The sequence below is a fragment of the Streptomyces sp. NPDC003327 genome, assembly GCF_053589515.1.
Genome location: NZ_JBSFSA010000016.1, coordinates 77876 through 95840, shown reverse-complemented (window position 1 = coordinate 95840; position 17965 = coordinate 77876). Strand labels below are relative to the sequence as shown.

Sequence of the window (17965 nt, the reverse complement as noted above, 5' to 3'; positions counted from 1 at the left end):
CTGAAATCGAACGGTCAAACGCCGGTACGGCGGGCAGAGTAATCGGCCCGTTTCCCCGGGAAACGATCCGGGCGTGCACTGCGGGTGAACTCTTGTCGTCCCCGGTGGAAACCGGGCCCCCGTCGCGGCACGCGCGCCCCGCGGGTTCTCCGGTCCAGAAGCCAGGTGGCGGCGAGGGCGAGCAGCGCCGTGCCGCCGACGGCGGCGCCGAGCCGGAGCCCCGGCGGCCGGAAGGAACAGCTGACGGAGGTGGCGCGGCCGTCGAGCGGTACGGCGACGAGGCCCCGGTAGGCGCGGGCGGACACCGGCTCGGCGTCGCCCGCGGCGCAGCGCCAGCCGGAGAGGCGGGGCACGGCGAGGACGGCGAGGCCCGTGCTGCCCTGCGGCAGTTGGGCGGTGACGCCGTGTCCGGTGGCGCGGACCTCGGTGGCGCCGGTGGCGGTCAGCCGTCGTACGGCGGCGTCGAGGCGGGCGCGGTCCAGGCAGCCGAGCGCCTGGGCGGGCAGCCGGATCTTCCCCTTGGTCTTCGCCTTGGCGTCAGGGACCAGTTCGACGCGCACCTCGCCGGAGCCGGGCACGGTGCCGAGCGCCCGCATGGGGGCGCGCACGGCCGGCGGGCGGCCGTCGTACGGGACGGGGGCGCCGCCCGCGAGCGCGGCGGTGCCGTGGAACTCGGGCGCCCAGAACCAGAGGGTGGACCCCGCGGGGCAGCGGGCCGTGACGGTGCGTCCGGACCGGCGCACCGCCGGCAGGTCGTACACCGAAGCGCCGAGAAGGAGTTCCTGGTTCCGGAAGGCGGAGTCGCGCGGGTCGGTCGCCGCCGGGGAGCCCGCGGGGCTGTCCGGCGCGGGGCGGACGGTGACGAGCGGGGGTACGGGCACGGTCGTGGCCGTGATCGTCGCGCGCGGGGCGGCGTCCTTGCGGACGGGTTCGGTGGGCCGCGAGCGCATCCGGGTCCCGATCGAGAACAGCGCGTCGGTCACGGGGTTGTCGAGGGTGACCGGGTGGCGGCCCTTGGCGTAGGAGCCGAAGCCGAGGTCGGCCAGGGTCCGGGAGGTGGTCTCGGAGGTGAGGCTGCTGTACAGGTCGGCGCCCTGCCCGCCGACGACCAGGGCGTCGTTGCCGCCGGGGACCTCCCCGGGGTCCGTACGGTGGTCGGGCCAGGCGTCGGCGCGCGCGACCGCGCGGGCCATGTCGGCGTGCCAGGGGCCGAGTCGGGGGGACCAGGCGACCGCGTCGCGCTGCCGCTCCTCGACGCGCCATCCGGTGACGGCGTTCTCCCCGGCCTGGGCGGCGACGAGCAGGGCGACGGCGAGGACGGGCAGCGCGCGGGCGGCCCTCCCCCGGCCGGCGAGGAGCGCCGGGAGCAGGGCGGCGAGGGCGGCGGCGAGGGCGAGGAGCGCGGCGACGCCGAGCGTCGGGTACGTCCAGGGGTCGATGTCGAGGCTGCCGCGGGCCGACCAGGCCAGGAGCGCGAGGAGCGCGCCGCCGGCGAGGAGCGCGGCGGGCCGGGGCACGCCGGGGGCGACGGACAGCCAGGCTCCGACGAGCAGCAGCCCGCAGAGCACGAAGGTCTGGCGGTACGGGTTGCCGTTCGGCGAGGCCCCGGCGTGCCAGAGGAGGTGCGTGGGCTCCCACTGGAGGGAGAGCGTGACGCCGAGGACCGCCACCGTCCAGGCGGCGCGGACGCGCGGGGCGACGGCCCGGTTGAAGGGCAGGGTCAGGGCGAGCAGGAGCGCGGGCGTGCCGATGAAGAGCGCCGGGCTCGCGGTGCTCGCGGTGGCGGGCAGGAAGCGGGCGAGGACCTCGGTCCAGGCCGCGGGCGCGAAGGCGGTCGGCGGCGTGGGGTCGGCGGTGCGGGTGGCCAGGAAGACGACGGCGACGAGCGGGGCGGCGAGCCCGATGCCGATGAGGACGCTCCGGGCGGCACGGAACAGCCCGGCGGTGCGGCGGCGGAGGGGCGCGCCTTCCTCGGCGGTGAGGAGGCGGACGGCGAGCACGAGGGCGGCGCCGACGGTGGCCATGTACGCCGTGTAGAAGTTGGCGGTCCAGGCGAGGGCGACGACCACCGGGCCGAGGACGGGGCGGCGCCCGGTCCGGGCCCACTCCCCCACCAGGCAGAGGAGCGGGAAGGCGACGAGGCCGTCGAGCCACATGGGGACGGTGGAGCCGTGGTTGAGGGTCCAGCCGGAGAGGGCGTACGCGGTGGCGAGCACGGCGGCGACGGGCCAGGGCCCGGGGCGCAGCCGCGGCAGCAGCGCGGCCATGGCGGCGGCCGCGGCCGCGATCTTCACGGCGGTGACGACATAGAGGGCGAGGTCTTCCCGGCCGGCCGGGAAGACCACGACGAGCAGGTCGAAGGGGCTGCTCAGATAGGTGCCGATGTCGCCGAGGAAGTTGGAGCCGAAGCCCGAGTTCCAGTTGAGGAAGGCATCCCCGTGGGTCTCGCCGCGCCACAGGCTCCGCCAGTAGGCGTGGTACGGCAGGTACTGCTGGCCCAGGTCGACGACGTTCCTGGTGACGGGGCCGAAGGGGTGGCTGCGGGAGAGCGCGGTGGCGAGGCAGAACAGCAGGAGGGCGAGGAGGGAGGCGCACGCCGGGGCCCGCCGGAGGGGCCCTCGGGGGGCGCGCTCCACGGCCTCGGCGTCCTCGCCGGGCGCGTCCTCACCGGGCGCGGTCTCGGCGGGCGCGGTCTCGGCGGGCGCGGTCTCGGCGATGCCGGGCCCGTCGTCGTCGATCTCGACGGGACGCACACGTTCTCCAGGGGGCGTACGGGACGGGGGCGACGCCCGCGCGTCGGGCGGCACCGGGCACAGGCCGCCATTACCGCCGAGCCGGGCGACCCCCGGCCGATCACCAGGCGGTGTTCCGGTACACCCCGGGTGAACTCCCCGTGCCGGACGTCCGCTCCTCGTGGCCCGCCCCCGTCCCGGGGCCCCGTTCCCTTCTCCTTCTCGCGCTCCGCGGGGGAGGCCGCGCGCTGGTCAGCCGGCGGAAACGGCGTCTCGGCCCGAGCCCCACACGGCCCGGAGCTCCTCCCTGAGGGCGCCCGCGTCCGGGAAGCCGATCTCCGGCTGTTCCCGCAGGGCGTGGTCGATGACCTCGGTGAGCTCGCGCGGCAGGTCGGGTGCGGCCTCGCCCAGCGGGGTCGCCGGGGTCCGGAGGACGACGTGCCAGGGGTCCCGGCCCTGCGGGAAGAGGCGCGGGACGCGGCCGGTGAGCATCTTGTAGAGGCAGGCGGCGAAGGCCCAGACGTCGACGGCGGGCCGGGCGTCGCGGAAGTTGACGACCTGTTGGCGCGGGACGTACCAGGGCTTGCCGGCCGCGGCCCCGGTCCTGGTCAGTCCGCTCAGACCGGCCTGGTCGAAGGCCTTGGCGAGCCCGAAGTCGGCCACCTTCGCCACGGTCGCGCCGCCCGGGGCCCGGTCCAGCAGGATGTTGCCGGGGCTGAGGTCCCGGTGCACGACGCCCTGGTCGTGCGCGTGGGCGAGGCCGTCGAGGACCTGGAGGGCCAGCGGCAGGGCCTCCTCAAGCGGCAGCTTCCCGCCGCGCTCGACGAGCAGCCGGTCGAGGCTGCCGCCGGGGCAGTACTCGATCGTCAGGAAGAAGGTGCCCTCGGCGAAGCCGACGTGGTGCAGCGCCGCGATGTGGGGGTGCCGCAGGGAGCGGGTGAGGGCCGCCTCGCGCAGGAAGCGGGCCCGCGCGTCGGGCCGCGCCGCGACCCGGGGCAGCATCAGCTTCAGGGCGACCTCTCGGCCGGTGGGCCGGTGCCGGGCGAGGTGGACCGCGCCCATGCCGCCGCGCCCCAGCTCGCGCACGAGGTCGTGGTCGGCGAGGGACGCCAGGTCCTCGCGGCCGCCGCGCGCCACGTCGAGGAGCAGCCGCAGGACGACGGACGGCTCGGCCCGGCAGGCCTCGCACACGTACTCCCCGGCCTGGGCGTACGCCTCCGGGGCGGCCCCCTCGCCCGGCTCACGGCCGCAGGCGGCGCACGCGCGGGACGGCGACGCCGGCCGTGCGACGACCGGGACGCGGACGCGCACACGGAAGACGGTGTCCCCGATCCGGAGTTCGTCGCCGTCGGCGAGGTCGTGCTCCGGGAGGACGAGGGCGGCGCCCTCCTCGGGCGACTGGCCCCGGGCGCGACGGCCGATGGGGCGGCCGTTGACGTAGGTGCCGTTGCGGCTGCCGAAGTCGCGGACGCGGATCTCGGGCGGGTTGATGTCCAGGAGGCAGTGGTGCCGGGAGACCGTCCGGTGGTGTGCGTCGTCCGGGAGGCGGGGTACGCATTCGGCGGCGCGGCCCAGGAGGCAGGTGGTGCGCTCGGTGAACACGTGCTCCTGCCCGGCCAAGCGGCCCTTCACCTGTACGAGGGTGACGGTCGGGGCGGTCGGCGGGGCGGTCACGTGCGGCCTCCCCGCCCCGCGCCGCCACCTGCGCCGCCGCCCCCACCGGCCGCCCGCAGGCGGCGCAGGTGTGCGGCGGCCTTCTGCGACCCGGCGGCCGAGGCCCGCTCGTACCAGCGGACGGCCTCGGCCGAACGCGCGCCCGAACGCTCCAGCGCCTCCCCGAGGTTCAGCATGCCCATCGGCTCGCCCGCCTCCGCCGAGCGCCGGTACCACTGCTCGGCCTCGGCGGCGCGGCCGCTGTCGCGGAGGATGTTGCCGAGGTTGTTCATGGCCTGCGGTTCACCTGCCTCGGCGGACCGCCGGTACCACTGCTCGGCCTCCGCCTCGCGCCCCGCCCGGGCGACGAGGTGGGCCAGGGAGTACATGGCCGAGGCGTCGCCGCCCTCCGCGGCCTTCCGCAGCCACCGCTCGGCCTCCTCCGTGCGGCCGGTGTCCCGGAGCACCATGCCGAGGGTCAGCATCCCGCCCACGTGGTCCCGCTCCGCCGCGCCCCGGAACCAGCGTTCCGCCTCGTCCATGCGGCCGGCGTCGGCGGCGAGGAAGCCCTCTTCCACCATGCAGGGGGCGTACCCCTGCTCCGCGGCCCTGCGCTGCCAGCGCAGGGACTCGGCCTGTCGGCCGGTCTCGCGGAAGACGACCGAGAGGTTGCCCATCGCCATGGAGTGGCCCAGCTCCGCCGCGCGGCGGAACTCCCGCTCCGCCTCCTCGGCGCGGCCCTGCTGCCAGTGCAGGCCCCCCAGGCGCACCAGGGCGTCGGCGTCGCCGGAACGCGCCCGGTGCGCGTGCCGAGCGGCCCGGGTGTCCACCCGCGGGTCGCCGGTCAGCTCCACGAGCGCCCGCAGCAGCGGGCCCAGCTCCCCTGCGTCGTACCCGGAACGGCCCTCGCCGGGGCTCGCTCCGGGGCTCTCCTCGGGGGCCCCGGCAGGGTTCCCGGAGTCCTTGGTGTCCCCGGAGTTCCCGGTGTCCCCGGTGTCCCCGGTGGTCTGGCGCTTGCGTCTCCGGCCGAACAGCACGGCGGTCTCCTTCCTCGTCGTCTCGTCGTCGTCCCGGTAGCCGTCTCGTCGTCGTCCCGGTCGTCGTCACGCAGGGCGTCATGTCCGCCGCGCGGTCAGCTCCCAGTCGAGGACCCACGCACGCAGGACCCCTGCGGTTCCGTCCGCCTCCGCCGCGAAGGCCGCGCAGCCGTCCGGCGCGACCACGACGTCGTCGAACCCGCCCGGCGGCCCGTCGAGGACCCGCAGCCGGCGCCCGTTGCCCAGGTCCCAGACGCCCAGGCCGCGTTCGGAGTCCACGGCCAGGACGAACCGGCCGTCGGGCGTCGGGCGGAGGGTACGGACGTATCCCGGGTGCTCGTCGAGGACCGCCACGAGCACACCGCTCACGACGTCCCACAGCCGCATCCTGCGGTCCTCCGGCCCGCCGCCGGAGAGCAGGAGCAGCCGCCGCACCCCGCCGCCGCCCGCGGGCCCGGTGAACCCGACGAGGCTCCGTACGGGGGCGGTGTGGCCGTGCAGGGAGAGCCGTCGGCGGCCGGTCTCCAGGTCCCAGAGCCACACGGTGCTGTCCGGGCCGGGCAGCGCCGCGGTGCGCCCGTCCGGCGCGAGCCACAGGGCCGAGGTCCTGCCGTGGTCGCCGTCGAGGGTCCGCAGGCACGCGCCCGTGGCCATGTCCCAGAGGCGTACGCGGTTGTCGGCGCTCCACACGAGGGCGCGCCGGCCGTCGTCGGTGAACCCGGCCTCGGCCGCGCCCAGGGCGATCCGCAGCGACGCCAGGTTCTCGCCGGTCCGCGCGGACCAGGCGTCCAGTCGCCCGTCCTGGGCGGAGGTCAGCAGCGTGCGCCCGTCGCCGGTGAAGCGCACGGCCCGTCTCCAGCCGTCGGACAGGCCCTCGATCACCGGGCCGGGTTCGCCCGACCCGGTGTCGAGGACGCGCACGGTGCCCGCCGTCCGCACCGCCGCCGTCCGGCCGTCCGGGGACAGGGCCGCCGCGCTCACCCGCGAGCGGAACCGCGCGAGGGGCACGCCGGGCCAGGCGCTGCGCAGGCCGGTGCGGGTGATGTGGGGCTCGCGGGCGAGCTCGCGCCAGGCGGCGAGCACCTCCGGGGCCCGCTCGTGGCCGGGCGTGGCGCGGGCGCGGGTGAGCAGGGCGAGGGCGGCGGCCGGGCGGCCGTCCCGCCGTTCCCGCCCGGCCTCGGTGACCATCCGGGCCACGGTGTCGTGCAGGCCGCTGAGTTCGGCGTGCCGCCGCGGCCGGCTGAGCCGTACGGCCGCCGTGTACGGCTCGGGCAGCCGCCACCGCCGGGCCGTGCCGTCCCGCCCCGCGGAGAGGAGGTGGCGTCCGTCGTCGAGGAAGGCGACGGCGTCGACCTGCCCCTGATGGCCGCGGTAGGTCCGCAGGGTGCGGCCGGTGGCGGTCTCCCAGAGCAGGACCTCGCCGGTGCGGCCACCGCCCGCGAGGAACCGGCCGTCCGCGCCGAACGCCAGGCGGACGGCGCGGCCCTCGAAGGCGCGCAGGAGGGCGCCGGTGGCGGGGTCCCAGAGGTGGATGCCGCCGTTGAGGAGGGCGGCGGCCGCGGTCCTTCCGTCAGGGGCGAGCGCGAGGGGCGGGCTCGCGTACGACGGGGTGCCGTCGGGCAGCGGGAGCCGCGTCCGCCCGGCGGACCCGTCCGGGTCGCGCAGGCACACCACGCCGTCCGGGCCCCGGAAGACGAGGAGGCGTCCGTCCGGGGTCGCCGCCACCTCGCCCTCCGCGTGGCCCTCGTGGACGAAGCGGGCGCCGCCGGTCACGAGGTCCCAGCCGACGACCGTGCCGTCGCTGGTGCCCGCGACGACCAGCCGTGCGTCCGGGAGGAGCCGGAGCGCGTGCACGGCGGTGTCACCGGAGCGGTAGTACGGGGGGAAGGTCCGGCGGCAGCGGCCGTCGCGGAGGTCCCAGAGCCGGACCAGGCCGTCCGTGCCGACTCCGGCGGCCCACCGCCCGTCGGGCGAGAGGTCCACGGAGTGGCGCGCGCCGTCCAGTTCGGCGATCGGGGCGGCGACCGGGCGCCGGGCGTCCAGGTCCCAGAGCCGGACCCGGCCGTCGCACGCGGTGAGCGCGCGCCGCCCGTCGCCGGTGGGCCTGACCTCCAGGTCCGGTTCCGCGCTGAGGATCCGGCCGCGCGGCGTGTCGGTCCACCGCTCGTACGCGTACCAGGGCAGCGACCGGACCGGCTCGGGCGGGCCGAGGGCGCCGCGTTCCCGCTCCACCTCGCGCACGAGCGCGCTCACGCGCTCCGGTCCGGGCGACCCGGCGGCAGGGGCGGGAACGGGGTGGTGGTCGTGGGGGGTTCCCGGCCGGTCGGTGCGGGTGGCCTCCAGGGCGGTGAGCAGCTCCTCGTCGGTGATCGCACCGCGCCGCCAGCGCGCGAGGCCCACGTGGTAGGTGGCCTCGGGATGGCGCGGGTCGACGGCGAGCGCGGCGGCGAAGGTCTCGTCCGCCTCCTCCGTACGGCCGAGGTCGAGGAGGGAGAGGCCCCGGTTGTTGAGTTCGTCGGCGCGCAGCCCGGCCGCCACGGGCCACGGCCTGGGGTAGGGCCGGCCGGTCGACTCCCGGTAGAGCACGGCCAGTTCGTCCGCGACCTCGCGCAGGGAGGCCGGGCGGTCCGCCGGGTCCTCGCGCAGGCAGCGGGCGAGGAGGTCCGCGACCCCGTCGGGCAGCACCGGCAGCCCCTCCGGGTACGCCCCGGGCCCCGGGCCCGTGCCCCGCCGCCGGTCCGGCCCAGGGTCCCGCCCCGCCTCGTGCCCCGCGTATGTCCCGGGCGTGGCGGCGCGGGCCGCCGCCAGGGCCTCGCCCGCCACCGCGCCGAGCAGCCAGGTCACTTCGCCGGTGAACATCTCGTGGACCGACACGGCGAAGCTGAAGACGTCCGTGCGCGGGCTCAGCGGGGCGCCCGCGAACTGCTCGGGCGAGGCGTACGCGGGGGTCATCCCGCCCCCGGGGGCCAGCTCCCGCGCGCCCGCTTCGAGGGCCCCGGCGAGCCCGAAGTCGGTCACCTTGGCGGTGCCGTCCACGTCGACGAGGACGTTGCCGGGTTTGACGTCCCGGTGCACGAGCCCGCGCCCGTGGGCGTGGTCCAGGCCGCGGGCGGTCTGGATCGCCAGGTCCAGGACGCGGGCGAGGGCCTCGGCGGGGCCGCCCTCGTACAGCCTCCGGTCGGCGATCAGGTCCCGCAGGCTGCCGCCGGGCACGTACTCGGCGAAGACCCGGGGGACGCCGTCCAGGACGCGGACGTAGTGGCAGCCGCACACGTGCGGGTGGAGGCCGAGCGTCACCCAGGTCTCCGCCTCGGCGACGAACAGCCGTCGCTGCGCCTCCGTGCGGAACAGTTCGGGCCGCGGCGACTTCACGGCCAGGTCCACGCCCCACTCGCGGTGGCGGACCCGGTGGACGAGCCCCATCCCACCGTCGCCGTGCACGCCGAGGACCTCGTACTGACCGGCCACGACCTCCCCGACCGCCCACGCTCCCCCGGAGCCGACAGTCGGCGCACCCCCGGATCCGTCCCCCGGAGGTCCCCCGGCTCCGGCCGGGTCCGGCCGTTCCGGGACGGGCGCGGGGGCTCCGTACGGCACGTCAGCCGGCCCGGTATCCCGGAAGCGCGGCGAAGTCCCGTTCCACCACGGCGGTCTCGCGGACGCGGCGGGCCCAGGCGCGCGCCTTCGTCAGCGGGTGCTCCGGGAACTGCTCGTCCCAGGCGGCGTCGTAACTGGGCTGGTACGGCAGGGCGGGGTCGTAGGGGTGCGCCCGCCCGGGGATGTCGTACGGGACCCCCAGCTTGAGCAGGACGAGCGACTCGCGCAGGCCGCTGATGTCCCACTCCTCGAACTGGCCGGTCAGCACGGCGGTCCGGTCCGCCTTGGCCAGGACGAACGAGGCACGGAAGTTCCACCCGGTCGACGGGTCGGGCTGCCGCTCGGTGACGAGGGTGTACAGCGCGGGGACGCCGTCGAGGGTGACGGCGTCGGCTTCGACGAGGCACCCGTCGGCGGCGTGCGTACGGGCGAGCTCCCGGCGCAGGGTGTCGAGCCCGTCCAGCCAGAGCGGCGCGCCGGGCGGCAGCGGCGGGTGGACGCCGAGGACCACCACGTCACGGGTCCGCGGGTCGAACAGCCGGTTCTCGTCGAGCCGCTCGAACCCGAAGGTGTCGAACGTCAACGGCTTCGTCTGCGAGGGCACATGGACCACGGCCGTAAGCTAACACGCCGTACCGGCACGGCACTTGGGCGGCCCGTGGTCCCCGGCTCGGGAGCGTCAGGCGGTGCCGACCGGCAGGACGTCGGGGGACAGCGCGCCCGCGCGGGAGGAGGCGGAGGTCATGCGGCGCCGGTGGTGGCGGCGGCAGAGGACCTCGTAACCGATCTCCTCGGCCGGCCGGTTCACGTCGCCGACCACGACCTGCTCGCCCTCGACGACCATCTCGCCGCCGACCGTGCGGGCGTTGTGGGTGGCCCGGGCACCGCACCAGCAGAGCGCCTCGACCTGGAGCTGCTCTATGCGGTCGGCCAGCTCGATCAGCCGCTGGGAACCGGGGAAGAGCTTCGTACGGAAGTCGGTGGTGATCCCGAAGGCGAAGACGTCGAGGCCCAGGTCGTCCACGATCCGCGCGAGCTGGTCGATCTGCTCGGCGGCCAGGAACTGCGCCTCGTCGAGGATCACGTAGTCGGCCTTGCCGCCCTTGGACAGTTCGCCGACGAGGTAGGCGTAGAGGTCCATGCCGTCGCGGACCTCGACCGCCTCCATGACCAGGCCGAGCCGGGACGAGAGCTTTCCCTCGCCGGCGCGGTCCTGGCGGCTGAAGACGACGCCCTGGAGGCCCCGTGCGTCACGGTTGTGCGCGATCTGGAGCGCCAGCGTGCTCTTTCCGCAGTCCATCGTTCCGGAGAAGAACACCAGCTCGGGCATGACGGGACGGGACCTTTCAGGTCGTGGGGCCGGAGGGGCGGGACAGGGGCGTGACAGGAGCGGGGCAGGGGGATGGACGGAGCGCGGGCCGCCTCAGGAGCGCACTTCGAGCAGCGGGACGAGCTGCTCGGCGGGGGTCATGGACCCGTGCACGCCGACCATGGCCGACTCGTGGGGCTCGTTGACGGAGGCGGTGATGATCACGTCGTCGTGGGCCGCGGCGACGACGTCACCGATCCGGCCGTACACGCGCTCGTCGATCTCCTCGCCGAACCAGCCGAGGGCGAGGGCCTCGTCCCGGCTCGCCACCCAGAACTGCTCGCCGAGCACCTCGCGCCAGCAGGCCAGGACGTCCGTCTCGGCTCCGGGCACGGCGTAGACGTGCCTGGCGCGGCCCTCGCCGCCCAGCAGGGCGACGCCGGCGCGCAGCTCCCAGTCCTCGTCGAAGTCGATGCGGTGCTGCTCGTCGAAGGGGATGTCGACCATGCCGTGGTCGGCGGTGACGTACAGCGCGGAGCGGGGCGGCAGCTGTTCGGCGAGGCGCCGGACGAGCCGGTCGACGAACATCAGCTGGCCGCGCCAGGCGTCGGAGTCGACGCCGAAGCGGTGTCCGGCGCCGTCGAGTTCGCTGTAGTACGTGTAGACGAGGGAGCGGTCGCCGCCGGCGAGCTGCTCCGCGGCGAAGTCCACGCGCTCGTCGCCGGAGAGCCGCCCGTGGAAGGTGCCGCCGCTGAGCGCGACCTTGGTGAGCGGGGTCTGTTCGAAGATCGGGGAGGAGACCTGGGCGGTGTGGACCCCGGCCTCGTGCGCCAGCGAGAAGATCGTGGGGTACGGCTGCCAGGCGCGGGGCGAGGTCCACGGCTTCCAGCGCAGCTGGTTCATCAGCTCGCCGGTGTCGGGGTTGCGGACCGTGTAGCCGGGCAGCCCGTGGGTGCCGGGGTAGCGGCCGGTGCCGACGGAAGCGAGGGAGGTCGCGGTGGTGGCGGGGAACCCCGCCGTGATCGGGCGTCCCGTGCCGCCGCGCGAGGAGCCGAGCAGCGAGGAGAGGTAGGGGGCCTCGTCCGGGTGGGCGACGATCTGCTCCCAGCCGAGCCCGTCGATCAGGAAGACGCAGTTCCGGTCGGCCGGGGTCAGTTCGGCGATCCGCGGCGTGCAGCCGGGGACGCCCTGGCCGGAGACGAGCGTGGGCAGCAGGTCGCCGAGGGAGCCGGAGCCGTACTCGGGGACGGGCGCGGTCGCGGGCGCGAGCGGGACCGGGTCGTCGGGCCAGCCCCGGGTGACGGCGGTGGGCTGGACCATCAGCGGGTCGCCGCGGTGGCTTCGGAGAGCGCCTGGGCGAAGGCGAGGGTCTGCCGGACGGTGTCCGGGCCGTCGCCGGCGTCGCTCACCCGGAGGCTGAGGTCGTCGGCGGTGGAGTTGCCGGTGTAGCCGTGGTCGGCGTCGCAGTTGGGGTCGCCGCAGGCGGCGGGCTCCAGGTCGATCCGGGAGACGGCGCCCCAGCCGATGGTGAGGACCACCTCGCGGGGCAGCGTGCCCGGGGTGTACGACTCCGGGTTGGCGACGACCCGGCTGACGACGACCGAGGAGATCCGGTCGAGCTTCACGGACTCGGTGGACGTCGTGGCGTACGGGGTCGGGCTGCTGTTGTCGGCGGCCTGCTCGTCGGTGTGGCTGACGATGAAGCGGCTCGGCGTCAGGACGAGGACGGTGACGTGGCGCCGGACCTCGTTGGAGTCGAAGGTGGTCTCCTGGTGGACCACGTACGACGCGACGGCCTCGCCGCCGACGGCGGCCTCCACCGCCTCGGCCACGAGGGCCGGGTAGTAGCCGCTGCGCTCGATCGCCGCGCGCAGCCCCTGGGTCGTCGTACCGGTCTTCGCCATGGACTCCATCCTAATCCGTGGGCAGGAGCGATCTGGCCGAATGGGAACCGGCGGGGCCGCTCGACGGCTGTGGAGCTGTGACATCCGACTCGCCCGTCCCTCCCGTCCGCCGGCTCAGTAGCTGGGGAGGCGGCGCGGGCCGAGGTCGGTACGGGGCGGGGGCGGGGCGAGGCGGACCGTGGCTCCGAGGACCGAGAGCCCGCGGGGGGCGACGACGACCGGCTCCAGGGCGACGGCGACCACCTCGGGGTGGTCGTCGACGAGCCGGGACACCCGCAGGAGCAGCTCTTCGAGGGCGGGCGTGTCGACGGGGGCCGAGCCGCGCCAGCCGAAGAGCAGCGGGGCGGTGCGGATGGACCGTACGAGTTCGGCGGCGTCCCGGTCCGTGGCCGGAACGAGCCGGTGGGCCGTGTCCCCGAGGAGCTCCGAGGCCGCTCCCGAGAGCCCGAAGGAGAGGACGGCGCCGACGGCGGGGTCGATGGCCGAGCGGATCAGGGTGTCGACGCCGCGGGGCACCATCGCCTGGACGACGGGCTGGAGCTCCTCGGGCTTGCCGAGGACCTCGGTCAGCTCGGCGTACGCGGTGCGGAGCTGCTGCTCCGTCGCCAGGTCGAGCCGGACGCCGCCGAGGTCGGGGCGGTGGCGCAGGTGGGGGGCGGTCGTCTTGAGGGCGACGGGATAGCCGAGGCGGGCGGCGGCCGCGACGGCGGCGTCGGGCGTGGGGGCGGGCAGGGTCGGCAGGACCCTGATGCCGTACCGCCCGAGCAGCTCCCCGGCCTCCTCGGCGCCGAGGGTGACGCCGCGCCCCTCGTCGGCCGGCGCGTCGCCGAGCCCGCGCGCGATGAGGGCGGCGGCCCCGGCCTCGTCGATGTCCTCGAGTTCGGGCACCCGTCCGGGCTCGGCCGCCTGTCGCCGCCACTGGCCGTACCGCACGGCTTCGGCCAGTGCCCGCACGGCGCGCTCGGCGGCGGGGTACGCGGGGATGGTCCGCACACCGGCCGACCCCGGGTCGGCGGCCTCGGCGGCCCCGGCGGCAGGGTCGGTGTGGGGGGAAGCGGGCTGCTCCGACGGGGCCGCGGGGGCGGGTGCCGGCGCGGCCGGGGGCGCCGGGGCGGGCGTGGGGCGGCCGGGCGCGGGGCCGCCGGGCGGGGACGGGCGGGTGCTCGTGGCGGCGGCGAGGGCGTCCGCGAGGGCGCCCATCTCGACGTGGACGACGACGACCGGCTTCGCCGGGCCGGGGACGGAGGCGACGGCCTCGCGGAGGTACGCGGCGAGGGTCTCCCCGTCGCCGGACTCGGTGGCGCCGTTCTCCCCCACCCAGGGGATGGCCGTCACGACGACGGCGTCGCTCGTCTCGTCCGCGAGCGCGGCGGCGAGCGCGTCCCGGAAGTCGGCGGGCCCGGCCGCCGTGGTGAGGTCCAGCGGCCGCAGCGGCCGCAGCCCCTCCGTGAGGCAGGCGTCGTACGTGAGGAGGCCCAGCGACTCCGAGTTGCCGAGGATCGCGACCCGGGGTCCGGCGGGCAGCGGCTGGGCGGCGAGGAGGATCCCCGCGTCGACGAGTTCGGTGACGGTGTCGACGCGGATCACGCCCGCCTGGCGGAGCAGCGCCGAGACGGTGGCGTGCGGGATGCGGGTGACGGGGACGCGGTGGCCGGGCGGGGCGCTGCCGCTGTGCCGGGCGCCCTTGACGACCACGACCGGCTTCACGGCGGCGGTGCGGCGGGCGAGCCGGGTGAACTTGCGGGGGTTTCCGATGGACTCCAGGTAGAGCAGGACGACGTCCGTGCCGGGGTCGTCGTACCAGTGCTGGAGGAAGTCGTTCCCGGAGACGTCCGCGCGGTTGCCGGCGGAGATGAAGGAGGAGAGGCCCGCCCCGCGCCGGTGCAGTCCGGCGAGCAGCGCGATGCCGATCGCGCCCGACTGCGTGAAGAGCCCGATGCGCCCGGCGCCCGGCATCTGCGGGGCGAGCGAGGCGTTGAGCCGGACGTCGTCCGCGGTGTTGATGATCCCGAAGGCGTTGGGCCCGATGATCCGCATCCCGTACGAGCGGGCCTGCCGCACCAGCTCCCGCTGCCGCTCGCGTCCGGCCGCGCCGCTCTCCGCGTACCCGGCGGAGAGGACGACGAGGCCCCGCACCCCGTGCTCGCCGCAGTCGGCGACGGCCTGCGGCACGCGCTCGGCCGGCACCGCGACGACGGCGAGGTCGACCGGTTCGCCGATGGCGGCGACGGAGGGGTGGGCGGGGACGCCGTCGAGTGCGGCCGGCCCGTCGTCGGTCAGGGCGGCGTTCACCGCGTACACCCGACCGGTGAAGCCGGCGTCGAGGAGGTTGCGCAGGACGGTCCTGCCGACGCCGCCGGGTGCGCGGCCGGCGCCGACGACGGCGACGGAGCGGGGGTCGAGGAGCCGCTGCACGGACCGGGCCTCGGCCCGCTGTTCGCGGGCGCGCTGGACGGCGAGGGAGCGGTCGGTGGGTTCGAGGTCGAGGTGGAGCCGGACGGAGCCGTCCTCGAAGCTGCGCTTCTGGGTGTAGCCGGCGTCCGTGAACACCTTGATCATCTTGGTGTTGGCGGGGAGCACCTCGGCGGCGAAGCGGCGGATGTCCCGTTCGCGGGCGACGGCCGCGATGTGTTCGAGGAGGGCGGAGGCGACTCCGCGGCCCTGGTGGGCGTCCTGGACGAGGAAGGCGACCTCGGCCTCGTCGGCCGGGGCGGAGGCGGGCAGCCCCTGGGCGTTGATCCGGTCGTAGCGCACGGTGGCGATGAACTCCCCGCCCACGGTCGCCGCGAGTCCCACCCTGTCCACGAAGTCGTGGTGGGTGAAGCGGTGGACGTCCTTGGCGGAGAGCCGGGGGTAGGGCGCGAAGAAGCGGTAGTACTTCGACTCGTCCGAGACCTGCTCGTAGAAGCTGACCAGCCGGTCGGCGTCGTCCGCGGTGATGGGCCTGATGCGCGCGGTGCCGCCGTCGCGGAGCACCACGTCCGCCTCCCAGTGGTCCGGGTAGGCGTGCTCCGGTGGCGCGGGCTGTTCCACCGCTCCCGACTGATCCGAGGCGCTCTGCATGGGGCAAGCGTACGGCCGGGGTACGACAGGGGCACCGGTCGCGCGTCGGTGGTGTGCCGTGCAAGGTGAGAGGGCCGAAGGGCGGCCCGGTCGGGTCCGAGGTCGGTACGAGCACGCCGCACCCCGTGAGAGACTGGTCTAGACAACCCGCTTGAGACTTGAAGGGCAACACCATGGCTGAGCGCCGCGTCAACGTCGGGTGGGCCGAGGGCCTGCACGCCCGCCCCGCCTCCATCTTCGTCCGTGCCGCCACGGCATCCGGCGTTCCGGTGACGATCGCCAAGGCCGACGGCACCCCGGTGAACGCCGCGTCCATGCTGGCGGTGCTCGGCCTCGGCGCGCAGGGCGGCGAGGAGATCGTGCTGGCCTCGGAGGCCGAGGGCGCCGAGATCGCCCTGGACCGTCTCGCGAAGCTGGTGGCCGAGGGCCTCGACGAGCTCCCCGAGACCGTCTGACCCGGGTCGTCCCCCGAGAGCCATCGTGGCCGGTACCGCCGGAAATCCGGCGGTACCGGCCACACCGTTTTTCCGGCACCGCTATTCGGCACCGCTTTCCGGAGCCACCGGCACGAGCCGATTATCGGCGCTCTTGTCCGGGCAGCGGGAATTCCCGGGCAGCACGAACAGAGCCCGTTCCCTTCACATTCTTTGTATACGGTGCGCGTGTTAATTCCGGGCGCTCGCCGTGTTGACGACATGTTGCGAAACCCTCACGCGGCCGCGCTCGGGCTTTTTGAGGCGATGCAGCGGGAGGGAACGCTCCACGTGGAGCGCGGTCATCGCCCGCGCCCGCTCGGCGTCCCCGCGGGCGACCGCGTCCACGATGGCGCCGTGCTCGGCCCAGGCCTCCACGGGCTGGGCGGGCTGCTCCACCACGTACATCCAGGCGATCTTGTGCCGCAGCTGGGTGAGCGGCGCCGTCAGGGCCGGGCTCCCCGACGCCTGCGCCAGCGTCTCGTGGAACCAGCCGCCCAGGGAGCGCAGATCCTCGCCCTGGCCGCGTCGGGCCCGCTCCTGCCCCAGCCTGACCAGGCCGCGCAGCACCTTGAGGTGAGCGTCGGTGCGCCGCTGCGCCGCCCGCGCCGCGCCCAGCGGCTCCAGCAGCGCACGGACGTCGAGCAGATCGGCCGCCTCCTGCTCGGTGGGTTCCGCGACGTGCGCGCCCGCGTGACGGCGGGTCACCACGAACCCCTCGGACTCCAGGGTGCGCAGGGCCTCACGGACCGGGACGCGGGAGACGCCGTACCGCCGGGCGAGCTGCTCCTCCGTCAGCCGGCTGCCGCGCTCGAAGACGCCGGAGACGATGTCGTCCCGAATCGCCGTGCATACCGAATGCGCGGGAATGCGCATGTCCGACCTCCGCCTGTGATCCGCGCACCGAATTCGACGCCTGCTGCCGCGACTCTATTGCAGCACACCGGAATTTCCGATGCCCGGCCGCCGGGCAGGTATATCTTCTGGCCACACGAAAAGCCCCGGCTCGGTACGAGCCGGGGCTTTCGCGACGGATGTGGCGGCGGCGGACGTCAGACGTTGACGCCTCGGGCGCGCAGGTACGCGACGGGGTTGATGTCCGAGCCGTAGTCGGGGCTCGTGCGGGCCTCGAAGTGGAGGTGCGGCCCGGTGGAGTTGCCGGTGGAGCCGGAGACGCCTATCTGCTGGCCGGGCTCGACGGTCTGGCCGACGTGGACGTCGATGGAGGCGAGGTGACCGTACTGGGTGTACGTGCCGTCGTGCATCCGGATGACGATGTTGTTGCCGTACGCGCCGCCCCAGCCGGCCTCGACGACGGTGCCGGAGCCGACGGAGACGACCCGGCTGCCGTAGGAGGCGTGGAAGTCGACGCCGGAGTGGCTGCCGGAGGACCAGAGGGAGCCGCCGGTCTTGTAGCCGGTGGAGACGTACGAGCCGGCGATCGGGAGCTGGAAGGAGGCCAGACGGCGGCGCTCCGCCTCGCGGGCGGCACGCTCGCGGGCCTCGCGGATCTCCTGGGCGCGGGCCTCGGCCTTGCGCTTCGCCTCGGCCTCCGCCTTCGCCTTGGCGTCGGCCTCGAAGGCTTCCTTCTCCTGCGCGTCGACCTGGGCGCTGACCCGGTCCGCGAGGGATTCCTCGGTGATCACACGGGTGAGGCCGGTGTCCTCGACGGAACCGTGGTTGTCCGTGTCGGCGGCCAGCGCCGGGGAGGCGAGGGTGCCGATGACGCCGGTGGTGGCGAGCGTCGCCGCGCCGGCGATGCCCGCGCCGCGGCGCGCCATCCGGCTCGGAGCACGATGCTTCCCGGTGGCACGGGTGAACGCCAAGAGGCTGATCCTTTCCTTCCCTCTCGCCTACCGGGTTAGCTGACGGGTTCGGAGCAGGAAGGTCTCCTACGAGCCCCTCCGCACGAGGCGAAGGCGCCCGATTCACCCCAGGGACTGAGTGGGTCCCCGGCTCCCCGGGCTCGCGCCTGACGGGGACTCGGCGATCGCTGTCCGATGCCGCGGATGCGGCGGGTGCAACGGACGGACAGCGCCCACGACGCTAGGCCGATCAACTGTCGATCACCAAACAGACGCGCTCTTTTGTAAGACATGCCACAGGGCAGACGATCACACTTACCGCCAATCCGGACAATGCGAAGGACCCCGACCTTTGCAGGGATCGGGGTCCTCTCGCGCCCGGCGCCAGCCGG

Annotated in this window: 12 protein-coding genes and 1 riboswitch; of the genes, 1 reads left to right on the top strand and 11 read right to left on the bottom strand. The window is 75.4% G+C overall.

What is annotated here, in order from left to right; all coding sequences use genetic code 11:
* Positions 1–14: 14 nt before the first annotated feature.
* The 9 genes from ACWDVG_RS16190 to ACWDVG_RS16150 all read right to left on the bottom strand — a co-directional run bounded on the left by ACWDVG_RS16190 (position 15) and on the right by ACWDVG_RS16150 (position 15295).
* Entirely contained in the window at positions 15–2753 is a 2739-nt protein-coding gene (locus ACWDVG_RS16190) for a YfhO family protein (RefSeq protein WP_451699817.1), read from the bottom strand.
* Between the two features lie 231 nt (positions 2754–2984).
* Positions 2985–4406, bottom strand: a complete 1422-nt coding sequence (locus ACWDVG_RS16185) for a protein kinase domain-containing protein (RefSeq protein WP_451699816.1) — start codon at positions 4404–4406, stop codon at positions 2985–2987.
* Positions 4403–5422 carry a tetratricopeptide repeat protein gene (locus tag ACWDVG_RS16180; RefSeq protein WP_451699815.1) on the bottom strand — a complete coding sequence of 340 codons (1020 nt, stop codon included), beginning with the start codon at positions 5420–5422 and terminating at the stop codon, positions 4403–4405. The genes ACWDVG_RS16185 and ACWDVG_RS16180 overlap by 4 nt, the downstream gene beginning before the upstream one ends.
* A gap of 78 nt (positions 5423–5500) precedes the next feature.
* The gene (locus ACWDVG_RS16175; RefSeq protein ID WP_451699814.1) at positions 5501–8890 is read right to left on the bottom strand and encodes a protein kinase domain-containing protein; all 3390 of its coding nucleotides are present in this window, start codon (positions 8888–8890) and stop codon (positions 5501–5503) included.
* A gap of 130 nt (positions 8891–9020) precedes the next feature.
* Entirely contained in the window at positions 9021–9632 is a 612-nt protein-coding gene (locus tag ACWDVG_RS16170) for a hypothetical protein (protein ID WP_451699813.1), read from the bottom strand.
* Positions 9633–9698: 66 nt separating this feature from the next.
* On the bottom strand, positions 9699–10349 hold the full coding sequence (locus tag ACWDVG_RS16165; protein WP_451699812.1) for a thymidine kinase: 651 nt from the start codon (positions 10347–10349) through the stop codon (positions 9699–9701).
* A gap of 93 nt (positions 10350–10442) precedes the next feature.
* A complete protein-coding gene (locus tag ACWDVG_RS16160; protein WP_451699811.1) occupies positions 10443–11648 on the bottom strand; it encodes an alkaline phosphatase family protein in 1206 nt (401 codons plus the stop codon).
* Complete coding sequence (locus ACWDVG_RS16155; protein WP_451699810.1) at positions 11648–12232, bottom strand: DUF5998 family protein; 585 nt, start codon at positions 12230–12232, stop codon at positions 11648–11650. Before ACWDVG_RS16155 ends, ACWDVG_RS16160 begins: the two co-directional genes overlap by 1 nt.
* A gap of 114 nt (positions 12233–12346) precedes the next feature.
* Entirely contained in the window at positions 12347–15295 is a 2949-nt protein-coding gene (locus ACWDVG_RS16150; protein WP_451699809.1) for a bifunctional acetate--CoA ligase family protein/GNAT family N-acetyltransferase, read from the bottom strand.
* 173 nt (positions 15296–15468) lie between these two features.
* Here ACWDVG_RS16150 and ACWDVG_RS16145 point away from each other — a divergent pair, with 173 nt between their 5' ends.
* Entirely contained in the window at positions 15469–15750 is a 282-nt protein-coding gene (locus tag ACWDVG_RS16145) for an HPr family phosphocarrier protein (protein ID WP_451699808.1), read from the top strand.
* A gap of 210 nt (positions 15751–15960) precedes the next feature.
* On the opposite strand, the gene ACWDVG_RS16140 is transcribed toward ACWDVG_RS16145, so the two are convergent.
* Together ACWDVG_RS16140 and ACWDVG_RS16135 are read right to left on the bottom strand one after the other, a co-directional pair.
* Positions 15961–16644, bottom strand: coding sequence for a GntR family transcriptional regulator (locus tag ACWDVG_RS16140; RefSeq protein ID WP_451699807.1), 684 nt, complete (start codon positions 16642–16644; stop codon positions 15961–15963).
* 176 nt (positions 16645–16820) lie between these two features.
* Entirely contained in the window at positions 16821–17594 is a 774-nt protein-coding gene (locus ACWDVG_RS16135; RefSeq protein ID WP_451699806.1) for a M23 family metallopeptidase, read from the bottom strand.
* Between the two features lie 9 nt (positions 17595–17603).
* Positions 17604–17767, bottom strand: a riboswitch (cyclic di-AMP (ydaO/yuaA leader).
* Between the last annotated feature and the right edge of the window lie 198 nt (positions 17768–17965).